This is a genomic window from Streptomyces soli (assembly GCF_003999195.1).
In the GTDB taxonomy this organism is placed as follows: Bacteria; Actinomycetota; Actinomycetes; order Streptomycetales; family Streptomycetaceae; genus Actinacidiphila; species Actinacidiphila soli.
The window spans coordinates 25,718-42,477 of the sequence record NZ_RJVR01000295.1 but is presented as its reverse complement, the minus strand read 5'-3'; the positions used below and the strand labels follow the sequence as shown (position 1 = coordinate 42,477).

Sequence of the window (16,760 nt, the reverse complement as noted above, 5' to 3'; positions counted from 1 at the left end):
GAGCCCATGGACGAGTCCCGACCCGGCTACACGGCAGAACTTCTGCGGCACTTCGCCGACCTCCGGGACGGCGTGCACGGAAACGCCGTCTCCCGTCAGGACAAGGAACAACTCTTCGCCAAGGCGGTCCCCCTCCTCGACCCCTACGCACGCCAGGCGCTCACCGAGATCAACGACGACCTGCTCCTCCGCACCGGAGAGATCCGGTCCACCGGCGTGCGCTCCACCAAGCACGGCATCGATGCCGTCTGGGCCCTGACCTGGCCCGAGCAAAGGGACGCGGGCATCAGCCCGGTCACGCTGCACGCCTTCTACGGTGCCGGGTTCCACCACCCGCACCTGCGCGGCGTCACCGTGGGCGACTGGCCGCTCAACGTCTTCACCGAGGAACAGGCCACCGCGAAACTGGCGACCCTCCGCGAGATCGCCGCCGCCGACGTGCACAACCTCGTCTTCCAGCGGGACTACCGGATCATCCCGGCCACAGTGCGGCAGGGGCGGTGATGACAATTCGGCCCTGAACGCACGACCCGGCGCGGCAGAAATAAACAAAAAAATTCCCGACCGGCGTGCAATCCTCGGCGCACCGGACACTTCCATTGGAGCACCGTACGAATTCGTCGCACATCTACGTTGGGTCTGCCGGTCGGCGATTCTCGTGGCAAGCTGAAATGCGGCCACTGGCCGGTCACCGACCAGTGGCGAGGCCTACGTGGGAGGAGCCCAAAATGGCCACGACTGGAATGCGCGGGCACGGAACCGAAAGCAGCAGCGGAAGCGTGTGGGCGTCCAGCTGGATCGCCTTCGCCGGGGTCATGATGATCTTCGGCGGAGCGATGGCGATATTCGAAGGAATCTCCGCCATCGCCAAGGACGACGTCTTCGTCACCATCGCCAACTACGCCTACACCTTCAACCTGACCAGTTGGGGCTGGATCCACCTCGTCCTCGGGGTTCTGGTCGTTCTGGCGGGCGCTGCCCTGTTCAGTGGAGCGATGTGGGCACGCGTGACCGGAATCGTCCTGGCAGGTCTGTCGATGATCGCCAACTTCATGTGGCTGCCGTACTACCCCGTCTGGGCCATCGTGCTGATCGCCGTCGATGCCTTTGTCATCTGGGCGCTGTGCGTCGGAACCGGCCGAGAAGCCCGCACCGACTAGGCATTGGGCCGTTCGCGGGACACGAGGGGAAACCAGCGTCACGCTGACCGAACATGCCGGCGTGTACGCCGACTGGCCGTCCTTCAGATGACGCGGAGGCGGGGACGCGGCAGGGTTGTCTGGAGAGGAAGGCTCGAATCCCTCCAGCACAGACGAGGACACTTCCCCATGCCCAACCGTCACCTGGCCGGTATCCGTGCCGGAGCCCTGCTTCTGATGCTCGCCGTCACGGGATGCTCCCAAATGACCCACTCCGCGGTGGGCACGCTCCTCTACACCACCCCGACCGACGAGGCGGTGCTCATCGAGAACCCCGTCACCCGGGGATGCCACAGCCTGGGACCCGTCGGTGCCAAGGCCGTGACCAACAACACGCTCAATGACATCGTGCTCTACGAGGGCGCCAACTGCCGGCAGCCGCAGGGCGCCGAGACCGTCTATGTCGCGACGCTGTTCTCGGACAGCATTGTGCCGGGCCACCCGGCGTGGCGGAGCTTCTCCTTCGTCGGCGTCTGAACGTCGCCCAGCTGCCCGGCAGCCTGAGCGGCCCGATCACGAGCGCCTGACCGCGCGCTCGTGCCGGCGTTCGCTCACCCGCCGCCAGATCGCCCGCTGGCACTTGAGCGTGCCGGTCCCGACCATCCGGGCCTCCGCCTGCTTCCACACCGGCGCACGCAGCCGGGCCCCGAGTCCATCGGCACCGGCCCTGGCCGCGCGCTCCGAGAACACCGTGTCCACCGGGTCGAGGACGATGGAGCCCCGGCGTTCGAGTCCGAGGTCCCGCAGGCTCGCGCAGGACCTCGTTGGCGGCTCCGGAAAGGATGTCGCACTCGATGGCGTCGCCGTCCGGATTTCGTACGCTGCCGGGCTGCAGGAGCAGGTTCAGGACGAACGGCTCCGCACCCAGCATGGCCATGGTGCGTTCCGTGAGGTCCGGTGGGCACACCGCTCGGACATGGATCATGTCCATCCGGACCTCCGCCTGTCGATGGGGTGCGCGGGCGGTGGCCCGGACAGGTCACTCATTCATTAACGCGGCGGTCCCTGGGCCGTGCAACTCGGCGCGCGGGGACATGTGACGCCCGGCTCGCCGGCTCACTCGGTGCGCAGCGCTGTCGCGGTGCCGGTCCTGGCGGCCCAGCCGGCTGGGAGCAGCGCGCCGGCCAGTGCGATGACCAGGCCGCCCAGGGCCAGCAGGGCGAGGTCGGGCAGGTGGTAGACGGAGATGGCCGAGGGGGGCAGGGTTATGCCGGCGGCGTCGCCCATGAGGGGCGTGACGTGGGCGTGCAGGGCGACGCCGATCGGAACCCCGGCCGCTCCGGCGAGCAGGCCGATGGCGGCGACCGAGGTGAGGACCATGGCGACGGTGTGCCGGGGGGTCATGCCCAGGGCCTTGAGGACGCCGAGGTCGTGGACGCGGTCCCGGGTGTCCAGGACGACCGTGTTGAGGACCCCCAGGCCGGCGACCGCGACGAGCATCAGGGTGAGCATCCCGACCAGCGCGTCCATGGTGGCGATCAGGTCGGACGTACCACTGGTGTTGGCGAAGGCGACGGCACCGGTTGGGTCCAGCGAGGCGTTGAGCGAGGCCAGGTAGCCCGCCAGGTCCGTGCCGGGCTCGGTCTCCACGTTGAAGCGGCTCGGCTGCGAGTCCAGTCCGAGGGCGGCGAGGGTGGAGGTCGGGGTGAGGAGTTCCATGCCCTCGCCCACGGTGAAGAACGCCTCACCGACGATCCGTACGGAGACGTGCCGGCCGCGCTCGGTCAGCGTGACGGTGTCCCCGACCTGGATCCCGGCGGCCCGCAGGAAACGGGTGGAGACGACCGCCTGGCCGGGGCCTGTGAGCCAGGCGCCCGAGACCATCTCGGGGGCGCCCCACGACGAATCGCCCTGGTACGCCACCACGGTTGTCGCCCCGGTGACCCCGGACGCGCTCACCTGCGCCTGGGTGGTGCCGTAGAAGCCGCGGGTCCCCTTCTGCGTACGGAGTGCGGCGGTGACCTCGGCCGGGTCGGCCTTCGGCGCGTCCGGCTCACCCCCGACATGGACCACCTGGGCACCGGGCGGCCCCTGCTGACCGCCGCCGGTGGCCACCACGACCGAGCCCGCCGAATTGAGCATCCGGCCCGACTGGACGGCCCCGAGCGTCAGGGCCAGCCCGACCCCGAAGGTGACGGTGACCGCGCCGAAGGCGACCGCGGCGGCCATCGTCGCCGAACGCGCCGGATGGGCAAAGGGGTTCGCCAGGCCGAGGCTGACCGCGCGCGGCACCGGCAGCCGTCCCGTCAGCCGCCGTACCAGGCGTCCACGCCCGGCACCGGGCGTACGCCCGACGGTGATCGCCTCGACGGTGCGCAGCCGCCCGGCACGCAGCGCGGGCGCCAGGGCGGCGCAGGCGACCAGCGCGAGAGCGGCGGCGGGCACCGCGACATCGACCCACAGGGGGACCGTCAACGACCCGGCGCCGTAAGCGCTCCCGGCATCGCCGAGTACCGGCACGGCCAGCAGGTCGCCGCAGACCACCCCCAGAACGCAGCCGATCGCCGCAGGGATCAGCGCCTGCGCGACGTACGCCCGGACGACCTGCGCCGGAGTGAAGCCGAGGGACTTGAGGATGCCGATCCGCCGGGTCGCGGCGCCGACCGCGCCGCTGACCACGATGCCGATGATCAGGACCGACAACAACAGCCCCAGCACCCCGAAGGCGGCCACGAAGGGCACGAACGCCATCGTGTTGGCGACCGCCTGCAGCTTCACGGTCAGATAGGACTGCGATCCGGTCATCGCACCCCTCGGCAGAGCCGCAGTGATGGCGGCGCGGTCGGCGGCCACCTGGGCGTCCGTGCCCGCGTGGCGGAAGCGGTAGAGCATCTCGTACGTGGCCGTGCTGCCCTGCGCGGTCAGTGCCTCGGCCTGCGCCGGGGCCACCCAGGCCTCGGCGGTGTCGGTCACGGACCGGGCCACCCCGACCACCGTCAGCGTCGGGCTGCCCGGCAGGTCGGGGAAGGTCAGCTGCGCGCCCGGCCGCAGGGGCAGGCCGCCGTAGGCCAGCACGATCTGGCCGGGGCGGGTGGCCCACGTACCGTCGACGAGGACGGTGTCGTCGACCGGGCCGCCGGCGCTTGCCCGGCCCACCACGGTCATCGGCGGCAGATCGGCCCCGGCCGGGAGGGGGTCGGAGCCCGAGGTCGTACGCGGGCGCAGCGACAGGGTCCGGAAGGGGCCGGCCGCGGCCGTCACACCGGACGCGTGCGCGGTGGCCGCGAGCTGCGGCGCCGTGACCTTCGTACCGTCGAACTGCCCGGTCAGGTGGGCGCCGTGCTGCTGGGCGAAGGCGTGGTCGAAGGGCGCCTGGGAGGCCACGAGCAGTCCGGCCGCCAGGACCGACGCGGTGACGGCCATGAGCGTGGTCAGGATCATCACCGCGGTCTGCACGCGCCGCCGCCCGACTCCCGCGCGGACCACCCGGCCCAGGGCGCTCATCGGTTCACCGTCAGCGTGGCCACGTCCCGGACGATCCGGCCGTCGACCAGCTCGATGGTGCGCGTCGCGCAGGACTCGGCAAGGCCCAGGTCGTGGGTGACCAGCACGATCGTCTGGCCGTCCGCGTTGAGTTCGGCCAGCAGTTCCCTGACGTCCTCGCCGGAGGCGGTGTCCAGCGCGCCCGTCGGCTCATCGGCCAGCAGCAGCGCCGGACGGTTCATCAGCGCCCGGGCGACCGCGACCCGCTGGCGCTCCCCGCCGGACAGCCGGCCGGGGTAGGCGCGGGCGTGGCGGTCGATGCCGAGGGACTCCAGCAGGTCTCCCGCGCGCGTACGGGCCTCGGCCCGGGGCATTCCGGCCAACTGGGCCGGCAGCAGCACATTGTCGGTGACGGTCAGGTCGTCCAGGAGGTTGAAGAACTGGAAGACCATGCCGATCTTCGCCCGCCGGTACTTCGCCGATGCGGCCTCGCCCAACTCGTCCACGTGCAGTCCGTCGACCATGACGCTGCCAGTGCTCGGCCGGTCCAGCCCGGCGATCAGATTGAGCAGCGTCGACTTGCCGCTGCCGGACGGCCCCAGCACAGCCAGCGCCTCCCCGGCGCGCACGCTCAGCGTCACGTCGGCGAGAGCCGGAGGCCCTTCCCCGTATGTCCTGCTCACATCGCGGATGTCGATGACGGGCGCGCTCGCTGTCACGGTGCCTCCACAGGCCGGGGATTGACGATTCGGCCCGACGCTAGGCGCGGGGCCGTGCCCGGGGCGTCGCCCGCAGTGGCGAGCTTGGCTACCGTTCCGGAACGACCTCCGAGCGCGTCATCCCTGCGATGTACGCGGACGATGTACGGCCCGTCCTCACCGGGAGGGATGTGGCCGGGGCCGACGGCTTGCCACACTGGCCCCATGGGCGGCGGGGCAGAGATCGTGGAGCGGTGGAGGACCGGCATCGCGGAGCTGCTGCGGGCCCCCGGGCCGCCGCCGCGCCCGTCCCGGTGGGCCTGGACCGCCGACGCGATCCTCGCCTTCGTCCTGGCCGCGTGTACGGCGGGCACCGCGCTGAGGCAGGGCCGAGGGCCCGGTCTGGTGCTGCCGTTCCCGGCGGGGGCGCCGGCTCCGCCCGGTCCGCCCCTGCCGATGGGCATCGCGCAGGAGCTGGGAGCCCTCCAGCCCTGGCAGTTCGTCCTGGCCGCCCTGACCGCGCTGCCCCTGGTAGTACGCCGGCGCTACCCGCTGGCCGCCTTCTGGGCCGTGATCGGCACGACGCTGCTCTTCCATCGCGGCGCCGGGGGCGGCGACACGGCCGTGTACACCTTCCTGTCGTGCGTGGTCGCCGCGTACAGCGCCGCCGTGTACAGCCCGTACCGGCTGCGCGCGATAGCGAGCCTGGTGGCGGGCGCCGGCCTGGTCGCGGCGTTTCACGACGCGAATGTCCCGGACATCACGCCCGGGTTCGTCCCGTTCCTCGCGCTGCTCGGGGTCGGGCTCGCGGCCAACACGATCCACACCTGGAAGCAGCGCGTGCGCGCCCTGGAGGAGAAGCACGAGGCCGCCACCCGCCTGGCGGTCGAGCGCGAACGCGCCCGCATCGCGCGCGAACTGCACGACGTCGTCACCCACAATGTCAGCGTGATGGTGATCCAGGCGGGCGCGGCCCGCAAGGTGATGGACGCCGCGCCCGACCGGGCCCGCGAGGCACTGCTGGCCGTCGAGGCCGGCGGGCGGACCGCGATGGCCGAACTACGCCATGTCATGGGTCTTCTCACCATGGACAGCGTTAGCGGCATGGACGGGGACGGCTGCCCCGACCCGGCCGCCACCGCCGATCTCGCCCCACAACCCGGCCTCGCCCAACTGGTGGCCCTCACCGACCGCGTACGCGACACCGGCGTCCCCGTCGAGCTGACCGTCACCGGCGCCCCGGCACCCCTTCCGGCCGGCGTCGACCTGGCCGCGTACCGCGTGGTGCAGGAGGCACTGACCAACACCGTCAAGCACGCCGCCGGGGCCCGCGTGCAGGTCAGCCTCGACTACACGCCCGACGCGGTGCACGTCGAGGTGGCCGACACCGGCGGCACCCCGGGAGCGCCGGCCGGCTCCGGCGACGGCCGCGGACTGATCGGCCTGCGCGAACGCCTCGCCGTCTACGGAGGCACCCTCCAGGCCGGCAGGCGCCCCACCGGCGGCTACCGGGTTCGCGCCGTCATACCGGTCGAGGAGCAGTCGTGACCGAGCCGCCGCGCGTGGTGATCGCCGACGACCAGGCTCTGGTCCGTACCGGCTTCGGCATGATCCTGGCCGCCGACGGAATCGAGGTCGTCGCCGAGGCCGCCGACGGTGAACAGGCCCTCGAGGCGGTCCGCCGCACCCGCCCCGACCTGGTGCTCATGGACATCCGGATGCCCGGCATCGACGGCCTGGAAGCCACCCGTCGCATCCTCTCCGGCGCGGTGACCGATCCGCCCCGGGTCATCATCCTGACGACTTTCGACCTCGACCGTTACGTCTACGCCGCCCTGACCGCCGGGGCCAGCGGCTTCCTCCTCAAGGACGTCACGCCGGAACACCTGGTCGCCGCCGTCCGACTCGTCCGCTCCGGTGACGCGCTGCTCGCCCCGGCCATCACCCGGCGCCTCGTCGAACGCTTCGCCTCCCGCGGCACCCAGGCCGCCACCCTGCACCGCGACCTGGCAGCCCTCACCCCCCGGGAACTCGAAGTCCTCCAGTCGCTTGCCAGAGGCCTGAGCAACGCCGAACTCGCCGCGCGATTCCGTTTGAGCGAGGCGACGGTGAAAACCCACGTCGCCCGGATCCTGGCCAAACTCCGCCTGCGCGACCGCGCCCAAGCCGTCGTCGTGGCCTACGAAACCGGGCTGATCACCCCCGGAGCGGGCACTGCGGCCACAGGGCCGTAAGAGTTCGTCGGCGAAGTCCCCAGTTGGCAGACGGGGTTGACGAAGAGCAAAAGTCTAGACCATTCTCCTTGCTGGAGGTGCGGCGCCCCCTCCCGTTTCCTGCCCGTGCGAGACGAGGAGGAGTCCATGGCCCGCAGATCATGGGTCGCGTTCATCGCGGCCGTCCTCATGGTGTTCGGTTCCGTTTCACTGGCCACCGCTGCCGTTGCCGACGGCTCGAATCTGGCCGTCAACTCAGGTTTTGAAACAGGGGATCTGTCCGGCTGGTCGTGCGGTACGGCCACCGCGAGCGTGGTCACCACACCCGTGCACGGGGGAACCCACTCCCTGGCCGGAACCACGACCGCTTCCGACACCGCCCAGTGCACGCAGACCATCTCGGTACAACCCGGCTCGGCCTACACCTTGTCGGCGTACGTCGAGGGCACCTACGTCTACCTGGGTGCCGACGGCTACAACTCCACCTGGACGCCGTCCGCGACCAGTTGGCAGCAGCTGTCCACGACCTTCACCACCGGGGCGACCACCACCTCGGTCAAGATCTACCTGCACGGCTGGTACGCCCAGGGCACCTACCGCGCCGACGACATATCGCTGACCGGCCCCTCCGGCACGGTGACGATACCGGCCGCCCCGACCGGCCTGGCGGTCTCCGGGACGACCAGCAGTTCCGCGTCGCTGTCGTGGAACGCGTCGACTGGAGCGACCGGCTACAACGTCTACCAGGGCTCGGCCAAGGTGGCGTCGGTGACGGCGACCACCGCCACGGTCACCGGCCTCGCGGCGAGCACGTCCTACGCGTACTCGGTCACCGCCACCAACAGCGGCGGTGAATCCGCCAAGTCGGCGTCCGTCACCGCCACCACCCAGTCCGCGGGCACCGGCGGCGGCTCCACGTCCGCGTGGCACCCCTCGTACCTGTCGATCGGGACCGTCTACACGCCGGGCACCACGGTCGACAGCTTCTTCAGCACCCTCAAGTCGCACGGCCCGGTCCCGAACTACGGGTACCAGTACCTGATCGGCGGCGACTTCTCCAACTGGGCGGCCACGACCACCACACTGGTCAGCCACGCCCAGCAGATCGGGATGACACCCGTACTCGTCGACTACGGCATGAACGGCAACGTCGACGGCTCAAGCGTCGACTTCACCAACATGCAGAGCGCCGGATGGCTGACCACCTACTTCCAGTCCCTGAAGAACGCCGCCGCAGCCGCCAACACCGCGGCGCCCGGAAAGCCGGTCGGCTGGGTGATCGAACCAGACATGCTCGGCTACCTGCAGCAGAACTACGCGGCGAACTACGGCAACGACGCGAGCAGGATGCCGGCCGCCACCAGCGCCGCGTACTCCTCCGGCGTACTGACCAGCGGCAGCGACCCGGCCTTCGGCAACAACCTCCGGGGACTGACCGAGGCGATCAACTACACGATCAAGAAGTACGACCCGGCGGCCTTCATCGGCTGGCAGGTCAACACCTGGGCCGTGCGCGACGCACTCAAGGACACCGACACCATGGGCTGGAGCGCCGGACGCCAGTCGGTCACCAGCGTGGCCACGCAGGTCGCCAACTTCGTGAAGACGGCCGACATCGGCTACCACGCCGACTTCACGGCGTTCGACCAGTGGGGCCAGGACTTCGGCATCCTGCGCGACCCGAACCCCGCGAGTGACATCCGCTACCTCAACGCGTCGCACTGGAGCAACTACCTGCTCTACGTCCAGACGATCCGGCAGTCCCTCGCCCTGCCCGCGGTCCTGTGGCAGATCCCCGTCGGGCACCTCAACTCCACCCGCACACCCAGCCCGACGTACTGGAACTCCTCAGGGGTGTTCCCGGACCTCGACAACACGTCCGAGCGGAGCGAGGATTCCGCGTCCACGTTCTTCTACGGCGACTCCTTCACCTCGAGCGGCAACAACCTGTCCTTCTACGGCAGCAATCCGGGGGCCGACCCGAAGATCTCCGTGAACAGCTCCACCGTCACCTGGGGCTCGCACATCCCGGACGCCGCGGCGGCCGGTGTCGTGGCGATCCTCTTCGGTGCCGGCACCGGGACCGGCACCTACGGCGTGCCCGAGATGGTCGGCACGTACCAGACCGGGCCGGGCGACTTCGGCTACTGGGCCACCCGCACGCAGTCCTACCTCAACAGCCCGACGCCACTCCCGTGACTTCTGTGACGCCCCACCGTCAGGAGACAGCCATGCCCACCACCGCAAGACCGCTCCTCGCCATACTCTCCGCAGCAGCCGTCATAGCCGCCGCAGGTCTGGCAGCCACCGCGACCGCCGCCTCGGCCGACTCCGTACAGCTGCTACAGAATCCCGGCTTCGAGACCGGCAACCTGACCGGCTGGAACTGCTCGTCGGGCGACAAGGTGGTGACCAGCCCGGTCTCCACCGGCTCGTACGCCCTCGCGGGCACCACCACCGGCAGCGACTACGCCCAGTGCGCCCAGACCGTGAGCGTCCAGCCCAACTCGACCTACACCCTCACCGGCAAGGTCCAGGGCTCGTACGTCTACCTGGGCGATTCCGGCACCGGGACCACGGACACCAGCACCTGGACCTCCTCGACCGGATGGACCGGCCTGTCCACCACCTTCACCACCGGCGCCTCGACAAAGTCCGTCACGGTGTGGGTGCACGGCTGGTACGCCCAGGGCACCTTCGGAGCCGACGACCTGTCGCTCACCGGCCCCTCGGGTTCTCCCACCCCCACGGCCACCCCGACGACGACCCCCACCCCGACACCCACCCCCACCCCGACACCCACGCCCACTCCGACTCCGACCGTCACCGTGCCGGCCGACACCGGCTTCCGGCACCCCGCGTACTTCATGCCGCTGGACAACACCCCACAGTCGATCTCCGACATCGTCAGCAACTCCGGAGAGAACGAACTCCTGTTCGCCTTCGTGCTCGACTCCGGCAACTGCACCCCCGCCTGGGACGGCTCAAGCACGCACACCGTCGCCTCCGACACCACCGTCCAGGCCGACGTCACAGCCCTCCGCGCGGCCGGCGGCGACGTCAGCGTCTCCTTCGGCGGCTACAACGGCACCGAACTGGGCGCCACCTGCGGCAGCTCCTCGGCGCTGGCCGCCGCCTACCAAAAGGTGATCGACAAGTACAAGCTCACCCGGATCGACCTCGACTGGGAGGGCGACGACCTCGACGCCAACATGGCGGTTCGCTGGGGCGCCATCAAGACCCTCGAGCAGAACAACCCCGGCCTGAAGGTCACCCTCACCATCCCGATGACCACCGTAGGCCTGCCCGACACCGGCAAGGACGAGATACGGCAGGCCATCAGCGCGGGTGCCCGGATCGATGTCGTCAACATCATGGACTTCGACTTCGGGCTCACCAGCGGCACCATGACCCAGGCCGCCGAGACCGTCGCCAACGCTGTCAACACGCAACTGCAGTCGCTCTACGGCTGGGACGCCGCCACCGCTTGGGCGCACACCTCCATCCAGCTGATGAACGGCCACACCGACCAGCCCAGCGAGCTGTTCACCCAGAGCACCTTCAGCGACCTGCTCGCCTTCGCAAAGAGCAAGCACGTCGCCCAGTTCTCCTACTGGGACATCAACCGCGACCGCGCCTGCGACCCCAACACGGTCCACAACTGGGCCGACGGCGCTTGCAGCAGCGTCGCCCAGAACCCCTACGACTTCACCAAGATCATCACCCAGTACGCCGGCTGACCCGCCCCTCGCCTTCTACTCCCTGACCGTCTCCCACAGCTAGCCCCTCTGCCGACCCGAAGCAGACAGGCCCGGCGCACCAGCGCCGGGCCTGTTCACTGTCTGCGGGGCGGATCGAAACACACGGTCACGAGGGGGAACTCCTTCAGAGCGTCCAGGCGGGCGAATCGGCCGGAGGGGCCGGAAGGGGTTTCCACTGCGACCGGTCGGCGTCGGGCTCCCCGTACGGGACCCCGGTCCCGTAGTAGATGAGGTCCGCCCAGAAGTCGGGCAGCTCGTGGAAGATCAGGTCGTCCTCCTCGTCGAAGGACTCCCCCTCCCAGTGCTGGTTGATCCGGGCCACGGCTTCGCGGAGCGGGATGCCGAACCGGCTCACCATGTCGTCGGCGATGTCGTCGAGGTACTTCTCGACCTCCGCCGGCACGGGGTGCATGAGGTATCTGGGTCCGGGCACGTCAGATGACCCCCTGGAGTCCGCTGTTGAAGACGCTTGCCGCCTTGGGAGTGTAGATGGCGATCTGGTGGCCGCCGAGCACCGAGGGCTTCCAGTTCATGAAGTCCTTGAGGTTCAGCAGCATGGGGCCCTCGACGGTGTCGTAGCCGTGGTTCTTGTTCTCGCCCTTACGGCTCTTGTACAGCCAGTCGTCCAGGGCCTCGCCACTGTTCGCATCGAACTTCTTGTTGTTCAGCTTGTCCAGTTCCGCCTGGTCGACGCGGTAGTGCAGGACGGCGGGCTCGCCGTCCTTTCCTGCGATGCGCTTCGCCCACTTCTCCGCCTGGGTTCGGTTGTTGGTGGTGTAGAACCCGCCGGTGCCGAAGTCCATGTTCCGCTTGCTGTAGGTCGGATCGATGCCGTTCTTGATGATCGCGTCGGCGCCGGCCTTGTTCGTGCCGTGGTAGAGGTTCACGTACGGGGCCAGGCCGAGCGGGTCGGTCATGCGGTGCGGGTTGTCGACGTACGTGACCGGGTTGGGCGCCGGGCTGAGGCCCAGCGGGTCCGGGCTCAGGTAGCGGCCGGTTCCGGGGTCGTAGTAGCGGTGGAAGTTGTAGTGGAGGCCGCTCTCCGCATCGAAGTACTGGCCGGGGAAGCGCAGCGGGGTGTACGCGGTGGAGTCGACGTTCCAGGTGGTGGTGCCCCAGAGGGTGGTGCGGGCGCGCCAGGAGATCTCACCGGAATCGTCGACGAGTTCGGTGGGGGCGCCGACGAGATCGGTGACGATGGCGAAGAAGCGCCGGTCGATCTCCTCCTGGTCCTGGTCGGCCTTGTACTCGGTCTGGGCGATCGGGCGCAGGCCGTTGTAGTCCCAGGCGATGGAGACGGCCGGGGCGCCGTCGGCGCGGGTGGTGGTCTGTTCGGCGAGGGTGGCGCCGTCCCAGGTGAAGGTGGTCTCCTCGGCGATCCCGCCATCGGCGGTCAGACGGCGCTTGGCGATCCGGCGCCCGAGGGGGTCGTAGAGGTAGGTCCAGGTCTCCCCGTCGGGGGTGGTGAGCCGGGTGAGCCGGTCGTCGACGTCCCACTGGAACGTCCAGGTCTCCGGGGCCTTGGAGAGCCGTTTGCGCTGCCGCAGGGTCATCCGGCCGAGCGCGTCGTGCTCGTAACGGACGTTGCCGGCGGTGGATATCCGGGTGCCGGTGTAGCGGCGCTCGCCCCGGGACTCCGTCATGGGGAGGCCGTCGGGCCACTGGGCCTCGGACTGGTTGCCCGCGGCGTCGTAGACGTAACTCTCGTGCCAGTCACGGGCGTTGACGGCCGTGACGCGGCCCATGGCGTCGAGGGTGTGGCGCAGGGGCCCGTGGGCGGGATCATCGACTCCGGTGAGGTGGCCGTCGGGGCGGTAGGTGTACTCCCGCTGTTGGAGCAGCCGGGCGCCCGGACCGGTCAGCCGCTGGGCGGTCAGTCGGCCGAGGGCGTCCCAACTCTGGGTGATCTCGCAGCCGCCACCCAGGGAACGGGCCGTCTCCCGGCCGCCGGCGTCCCGGGTGAAGCGGAAGGCCCGGCCGGAGGTGGTCATCCGCTCGATCTGCCCGGCGGCGTCGTACTCCCAGGTGGTGACCGCGCCGGAGGGGGTGGTGCGGCTGGTCCTGCGGTCCAGGATGTCGTGGGTGAAGCTCAGGGTCCGGCCGTTGTGGGTCTCGGAAAGGAGCCGCCCCGTCTCGTCCCGGGCGTACTCCAGGACCGCATCGGCGTTGGCGGCCCGCACCAGGCGGCACCCCGCGTCGTAGGCGTAGGTGGTGACCTGGCCTTCCGCGTCCCGCTCCACCACGTTGCCGAGGACGTCGTACGTGAGGCGGATGACCTGACCCTGGACGTCGGTACGGGTCGTCAGCTGCCCGGTGGCGTCGTGGGTGTAGGTGAGGGTGCGGCCGTCGAAGTCGGTCTCGGTGGTGAGACGGCCGAGCGGGTCGTACGCGTAGTCCCAGGTCAGGCCGGACGGGTCGGTGACGCGGGTGAGGCGCAGCTGCGCGTCGTGCTCGAACTCGTGGCGTACGCCGTCGGGGGTGGTGCGGGCGCACAGCACGTCGAAGTGCCCGTACTCGAAGGTGGTCACGCCGCCCATGGCGTCGGTGTGCGTGAGGCAGTTGCCCTCGCCGTCGTACGTCCAGAACCGCTGCGCGCCGTCCGGGTCGATCCGTGCGGTGACCCTTCCTTCGCCGTCCCGGACGACGCGGGTCGTGGCGCCGAGGGGGTCGGTCACGGCGACGACCTCGCCGAAGGCGTCGCGCTCCAGCGTCGTGACGGCGCCGAGCGCGTCAGTGAAGGCGATCGGGAGGCCGGCCTCGTCACAGCGGATCCCGGAGGTCCGGCCGAGCGCGTCGGTGACGGAGACCGGACGGCCCCGGTCGTCGTAGCCGTACCGGGTGACCGCGCCGCCGGGGCCGGTCAGCGCGATGCGGTTGCCCCGGGCGTCGTACTGCTGGTGCCAGGTGGTGCCGTCCGGGTCGGTGACGGTGGCGGGCAGGCCGAGGTCGTTGTACGTGGCTGTGGCGCGCAGGCCGTCCGGGCGGGTGACGGCGGTGATGCGGCCCTGGTCGTCGTACGCGAACGAGGTGGTGCGGCCGAGGGGCTCGATGACGGCGGTGAGCCGGTCGTGCTCGTCGTGCGGGGTGCGGGTGGTGTTGCCGAGGGGGTCGGTCTCGGCCACGACCTGGAGCCGGTCGTTGATCAGGTAACGGGTGCTGTGCCCGGCGGCGTTGGTGACGGTGGTGACCCGGTGCCCGGTGGCGGCGTCGATGTCGTCGTAGGTGAAGCGCAGCGTGATGTGGCCGGCCTCGCCGCCCTCCGACACGCAGCGGCCGAGGGCGTCGTACGCGTACTCGTACCGCCGGTCGTTGCTGTCGGTCCAGGACGTGACCCGGGCCCGCTCGTCGTAGGTCAGGCGCAGCGAGCCGCCGGAGGGATCGGTGACGGCGGTGAGGTTGCCGTCGGTGTAGGCGTACCGCCGGATCTCCTGGCCGCCCAGGTGGAGGGCGGTGATCCGGCCGTCCTCGGTGGTGAGGGTGAGGTGGTGGCCGGCGTGGTGGCGGATGGCGGTGGGGGCGCCGGTGTCGGCGTCGTGGTCGAAGGTGATCCAGTTGCCGTTGCGGTCGGATATCTCGTCCAGCAGTGCCAGACCCGCGTCGTGGACGGCGGCGGTGAAGTGCCGGGTGTGGCCGGTGTCGGGGTCCTGGACCGCCCAGTCGCCCTTGGCGTTACGGGTCAGCGGCCTACGCGGCCCGCTGGCCGGCAGCACCGGCTCGCCGCCCGGCTCCGGGTGCGGGTAGGACAGCAGCAGGCCGTCCTCGGTGACCAGCACCACGCCCCGCTCGTCCAACTCCAGCCGCTGGTCGGCCGTGGACGACCACGACGGCCCGAACCAGCGGCCCACCCGGTACCCGGACTCCACCCGGCGGGCGAACACCAGCGGAAGCGCGCCGGGCAGCACGAGGTCGGTCTGCGGCAGGAACATCCGGCCGCTGGCCATGTCGACCGGGTCGCTTCCCCCGGAGTTTACGGACTGCGGCGGCCGGGTGTTGCTGTTCGGGTGCAGATCATCGAGCTGGTCGCGGGCGCCGCCCTTGGGCTGGCCGCCCCCGCCGCCATGGTTCCCGCCGCGGCCGCCGCCTCCCGCTGTGGCGTGCGGATCGCGGGGCATCTCGTCCTTGCCGCCGCCCTTGAGGATCTTCTCCATCTCCGAGGCGTGCTTGGCGTCGTTCTCGGCGTGGTTCTCCGCGACCTTCTTCAGCCGGTTCCCGGTGCCGTGGTAAAGGTCCTTGACCGCCTTGCCGGCATCGTCGCCCAGGGTCTTACCCAGCTTCCGGGCGCCGTCCTCCAGCGCCTGGGTGATCTTGTTCGTCACTCGAAGCTCACCCCGGCCACCCTGGTCTTGAACTCCTCGGCATGCGAGGCCACCGTCTCCGCGTGGTCGTGCAACAACTGTGCCCGGGACGTCAATTGCTCCGGGTGGATCGAGAACCCCGTCCCCACCCCGCCCGCCCCCGCATCGGCCGACACCCCGAGCGCGGACTCCGCCGCCTGGAACGCCATACCGCTCACCGCCCGGCCCACCACCTCCACCAACGGGTTGACGGCCGCCTCGATGACCTCACCGATGATGTACTGCTCCAACTGCTGTTCCAGGTAATTCACGGCCTTCTCCGCCGCCGCAATGATCAGCGCCTCCGCCGCCTCCGCCAGCCCGAAGGTCAACACAGCCGCCGCCTGGTCCGCCACGAACGACACCGCCAGCGCGACCAGTTCCGCGATCGCCGCCGCCTTCATCCCCACGATCACATCCGCCGCCACATCCAGCGCGGTCGCCACCGTGTGGCAAGCCGTCACCAGCTCCGACATGTGACTGGACGACACCTGCTCCCACTTCACCAGCAACGCCTCATACGAAGCGCCCTGATACACATCCGCCAGCTTCTTCACCGTCGCCGTCGAATCCTGGTGCGTCTGGTCCACATTCGACCCGAAATCCCGCACGTGCGACGCGAACTCCCGGACGCTGTCCTCGTTCACATTCGGCCAGTTGATCCCGATGAACTGCAGTAACGACACGACCTCAGCGGGCAGCTCGATCGCCACCACAACCACCCCCGCCCAACGACAGCCTCAAACACACCAGCAGAAGCCTGCCTTCCACTCGGCAAGGAAACGGCAAACAAACCCCCTGGATCAGGTCAGCCGCGCCATGCCCGAGCCCGTATCGCGGGCGGCATCGGCTCGCACTCCTACCTCCCCGCTGGTCGTTCCAGACCGGCTGCTCCCCCACGGCGAGACGCAGACACCCCTGCCTGAGCCGCGCGATCTGCTTGCCTCTACTCGTCCGGATCATCGACGTCATAGCGCGTGATCTGTACGGTGCCGGGGACACACGTCCGGCGCTGTTGACCACCCGGATCACTGCGTGTCGTAAAGATCCCCCCACGGTTCCCGATGGACTGACGACAACACCTGTCTGCTCCTGATAAGCAATGCACACACTTCTGGTTAAGGGGGATAGC

13 protein-coding genes are annotated in these 16,760 nt (G+C 70.0%); 7 read left to right on the top strand and 6 right to left on the bottom strand.

Annotated elements, in window-relative coordinates; all coding sequences use genetic code 11:
• Positions 1–6: 6 nt before the first annotated feature.
• The 3 genes from EFK10_RS33255 to EFK10_RS33245 all read left to right on the top strand — a co-directional run bounded on the left by EFK10_RS33255 (position 7) and on the right by EFK10_RS33245 (position 1,676).
• Positions 7–504 (top strand): hypothetical protein, encoded by a 498-nt coding sequence (locus tag EFK10_RS33255; RefSeq protein WP_127359372.1) that lies wholly within the window; start codon positions 7–9, stop codon positions 502–504.
• 224 nt (positions 505–728) lie between these two features.
• Entirely contained in the window at positions 729–1,160 is a 432-nt protein-coding gene (locus tag EFK10_RS33250) for a DUF7144 family membrane protein (protein ID WP_127359371.1), read from the top strand.
• Positions 1,161–1,328: 168 nt separating this feature from the next.
• Complete coding sequence (locus tag EFK10_RS33245; protein ID WP_127359370.1) at positions 1,329–1,676, top strand: hypothetical protein; 348 nt, start codon at positions 1,329–1,331, stop codon at positions 1,674–1,676.
• 36 nt (positions 1,677–1,712) lie between these two features.
• Here EFK10_RS33245 and EFK10_RS33240 read toward each other — a convergent pair whose 3' ends face one another.
• From EFK10_RS33240 to EFK10_RS33230, 3 genes are all read right to left on the bottom strand, one after another.
• Positions 1,713–1,898, bottom strand: coding sequence for a hypothetical protein (locus tag EFK10_RS33240; RefSeq protein WP_127359369.1), 186 nt, complete (start codon positions 1,896–1,898; stop codon positions 1,713–1,715).
• A gap of 357 nt (positions 1,899–2,255) precedes the next feature.
• Positions 2,256–4,643 carry an ABC transporter permease gene (locus EFK10_RS33235; RefSeq protein WP_127359368.1) on the bottom strand — a complete coding sequence of 796 codons (2,388 nt, stop codon included), beginning with the start codon at positions 4,641–4,643 and terminating at the stop codon, positions 2,256–2,258.
• The gene (locus EFK10_RS33230; protein ID WP_127359367.1) at positions 4,640–5,341 is read right to left on the bottom strand and encodes an ABC transporter ATP-binding protein; all 702 of its coding nucleotides are present in this window, start codon (positions 5,339–5,341) and stop codon (positions 4,640–4,642) included. The genes EFK10_RS33235 and EFK10_RS33230 overlap by 4 nt, the downstream gene beginning before the upstream one ends.
• A gap of 204 nt (positions 5,342–5,545) precedes the next feature.
• On the opposite strand from EFK10_RS33230, the gene EFK10_RS33225 reads away from it, so the two are divergent.
• The 4 genes from EFK10_RS33225 (at position 5,546) to EFK10_RS33210 (ending at position 11,273) form a co-directional block, all read left to right on the top strand.
• Positions 5,546–6,868, top strand: a complete 1,323-nt coding sequence (locus EFK10_RS33225; protein WP_127359366.1) for a sensor histidine kinase — start codon at positions 5,546–5,548, stop codon at positions 6,866–6,868.
• On the top strand, positions 6,865–7,554 hold the full coding sequence (locus EFK10_RS33220; RefSeq protein ID WP_127359365.1) for a response regulator: 690 nt from the start codon (positions 6,865–6,867) through the stop codon (positions 7,552–7,554). Before EFK10_RS33225 ends, EFK10_RS33220 begins: the two co-directional genes overlap by 4 nt.
• 126 nt (positions 7,555–7,680) lie before the next feature.
• Positions 7,681–9,732 (top strand): carbohydrate binding domain-containing protein, encoded by a 2,052-nt coding sequence (locus EFK10_RS48965; protein ID WP_206305688.1) that lies wholly within the window; start codon positions 7,681–7,683, stop codon positions 9,730–9,732.
• A 32-nt stretch (positions 9,733–9,764) separates the two neighbouring features.
• Positions 9,765–11,273 (top strand): carbohydrate binding domain-containing protein, encoded by a 1,509-nt coding sequence (locus EFK10_RS33210; RefSeq protein WP_127359364.1) that lies wholly within the window; start codon positions 9,765–9,767, stop codon positions 11,271–11,273.
• A gap of 145 nt (positions 11,274–11,418) precedes the next feature.
• On the opposite strand, the gene EFK10_RS33205 is transcribed toward EFK10_RS33210, so the two are convergent.
• From EFK10_RS33205 to EFK10_RS48960, 3 genes are read right to left on the bottom strand one after another with little or no spacing between them, the layout of a single operon-like run.
• Entirely contained in the window at positions 11,419–11,727 is a 309-nt protein-coding gene (locus EFK10_RS33205) for a hypothetical protein (protein ID WP_127359363.1), read from the bottom strand.
• 1 nt (position 11,728) lies between these two features.
• Positions 11,729–15,610 (bottom strand): RHS repeat-associated core domain-containing protein, encoded by a 3,882-nt coding sequence (locus EFK10_RS33200; RefSeq protein ID WP_206305687.1) that lies wholly within the window; start codon positions 15,608–15,610, stop codon positions 11,729–11,731.
• The gene (locus EFK10_RS48960; RefSeq protein WP_206305686.1) at positions 15,607–16,341 is read right to left on the bottom strand and encodes a WXG100-like domain-containing protein; all 735 of its coding nucleotides are present in this window, start codon (positions 16,339–16,341) and stop codon (positions 15,607–15,609) included. The genes EFK10_RS33200 and EFK10_RS48960 overlap by 4 nt, the downstream gene beginning before the upstream one ends.
• Between the last annotated feature and the right edge of the window lie 419 nt (positions 16,342–16,760).

Coding starts and splice junctions, on each gene's coding strand:
- EFK10_RS33210 (WP_127359364.1), top strand. CDS start 9,765: ATGCCCACCACCGCAAGACCGCTCCTCGCCATACTCTCCGCAGCAGCC.
- EFK10_RS33235 (WP_127359368.1), bottom strand. CDS start 4,643: ATGAGCGCCCTGGGCCGGGTGGTCCGCGCGGGAGTCGGGCGGCGGCGC.
- EFK10_RS33225 (WP_127359366.1), top strand. CDS start 5,546: ATGGGCGGCGGGGCAGAGATCGTGGAGCGGTGGAGGACCGGCATCGCG.
- EFK10_RS48965 (WP_206305688.1), top strand. CDS start 7,681: ATGGCCCGCAGATCATGGGTCGCGTTCATCGCGGCCGTCCTCATGGTG.
- EFK10_RS33245 (WP_127359370.1), top strand. CDS start 1,329: ATGCCCAACCGTCACCTGGCCGGTATCCGTGCCGGAGCCCTGCTTCTG.
- EFK10_RS33255 (WP_127359372.1), top strand. CDS start 7: ATGGACGAGTCCCGACCCGGCTACACGGCAGAACTTCTGCGGCACTTC.
- EFK10_RS33250 (WP_127359371.1), top strand. CDS start 729: ATGGCCACGACTGGAATGCGCGGGCACGGAACCGAAAGCAGCAGCGGA.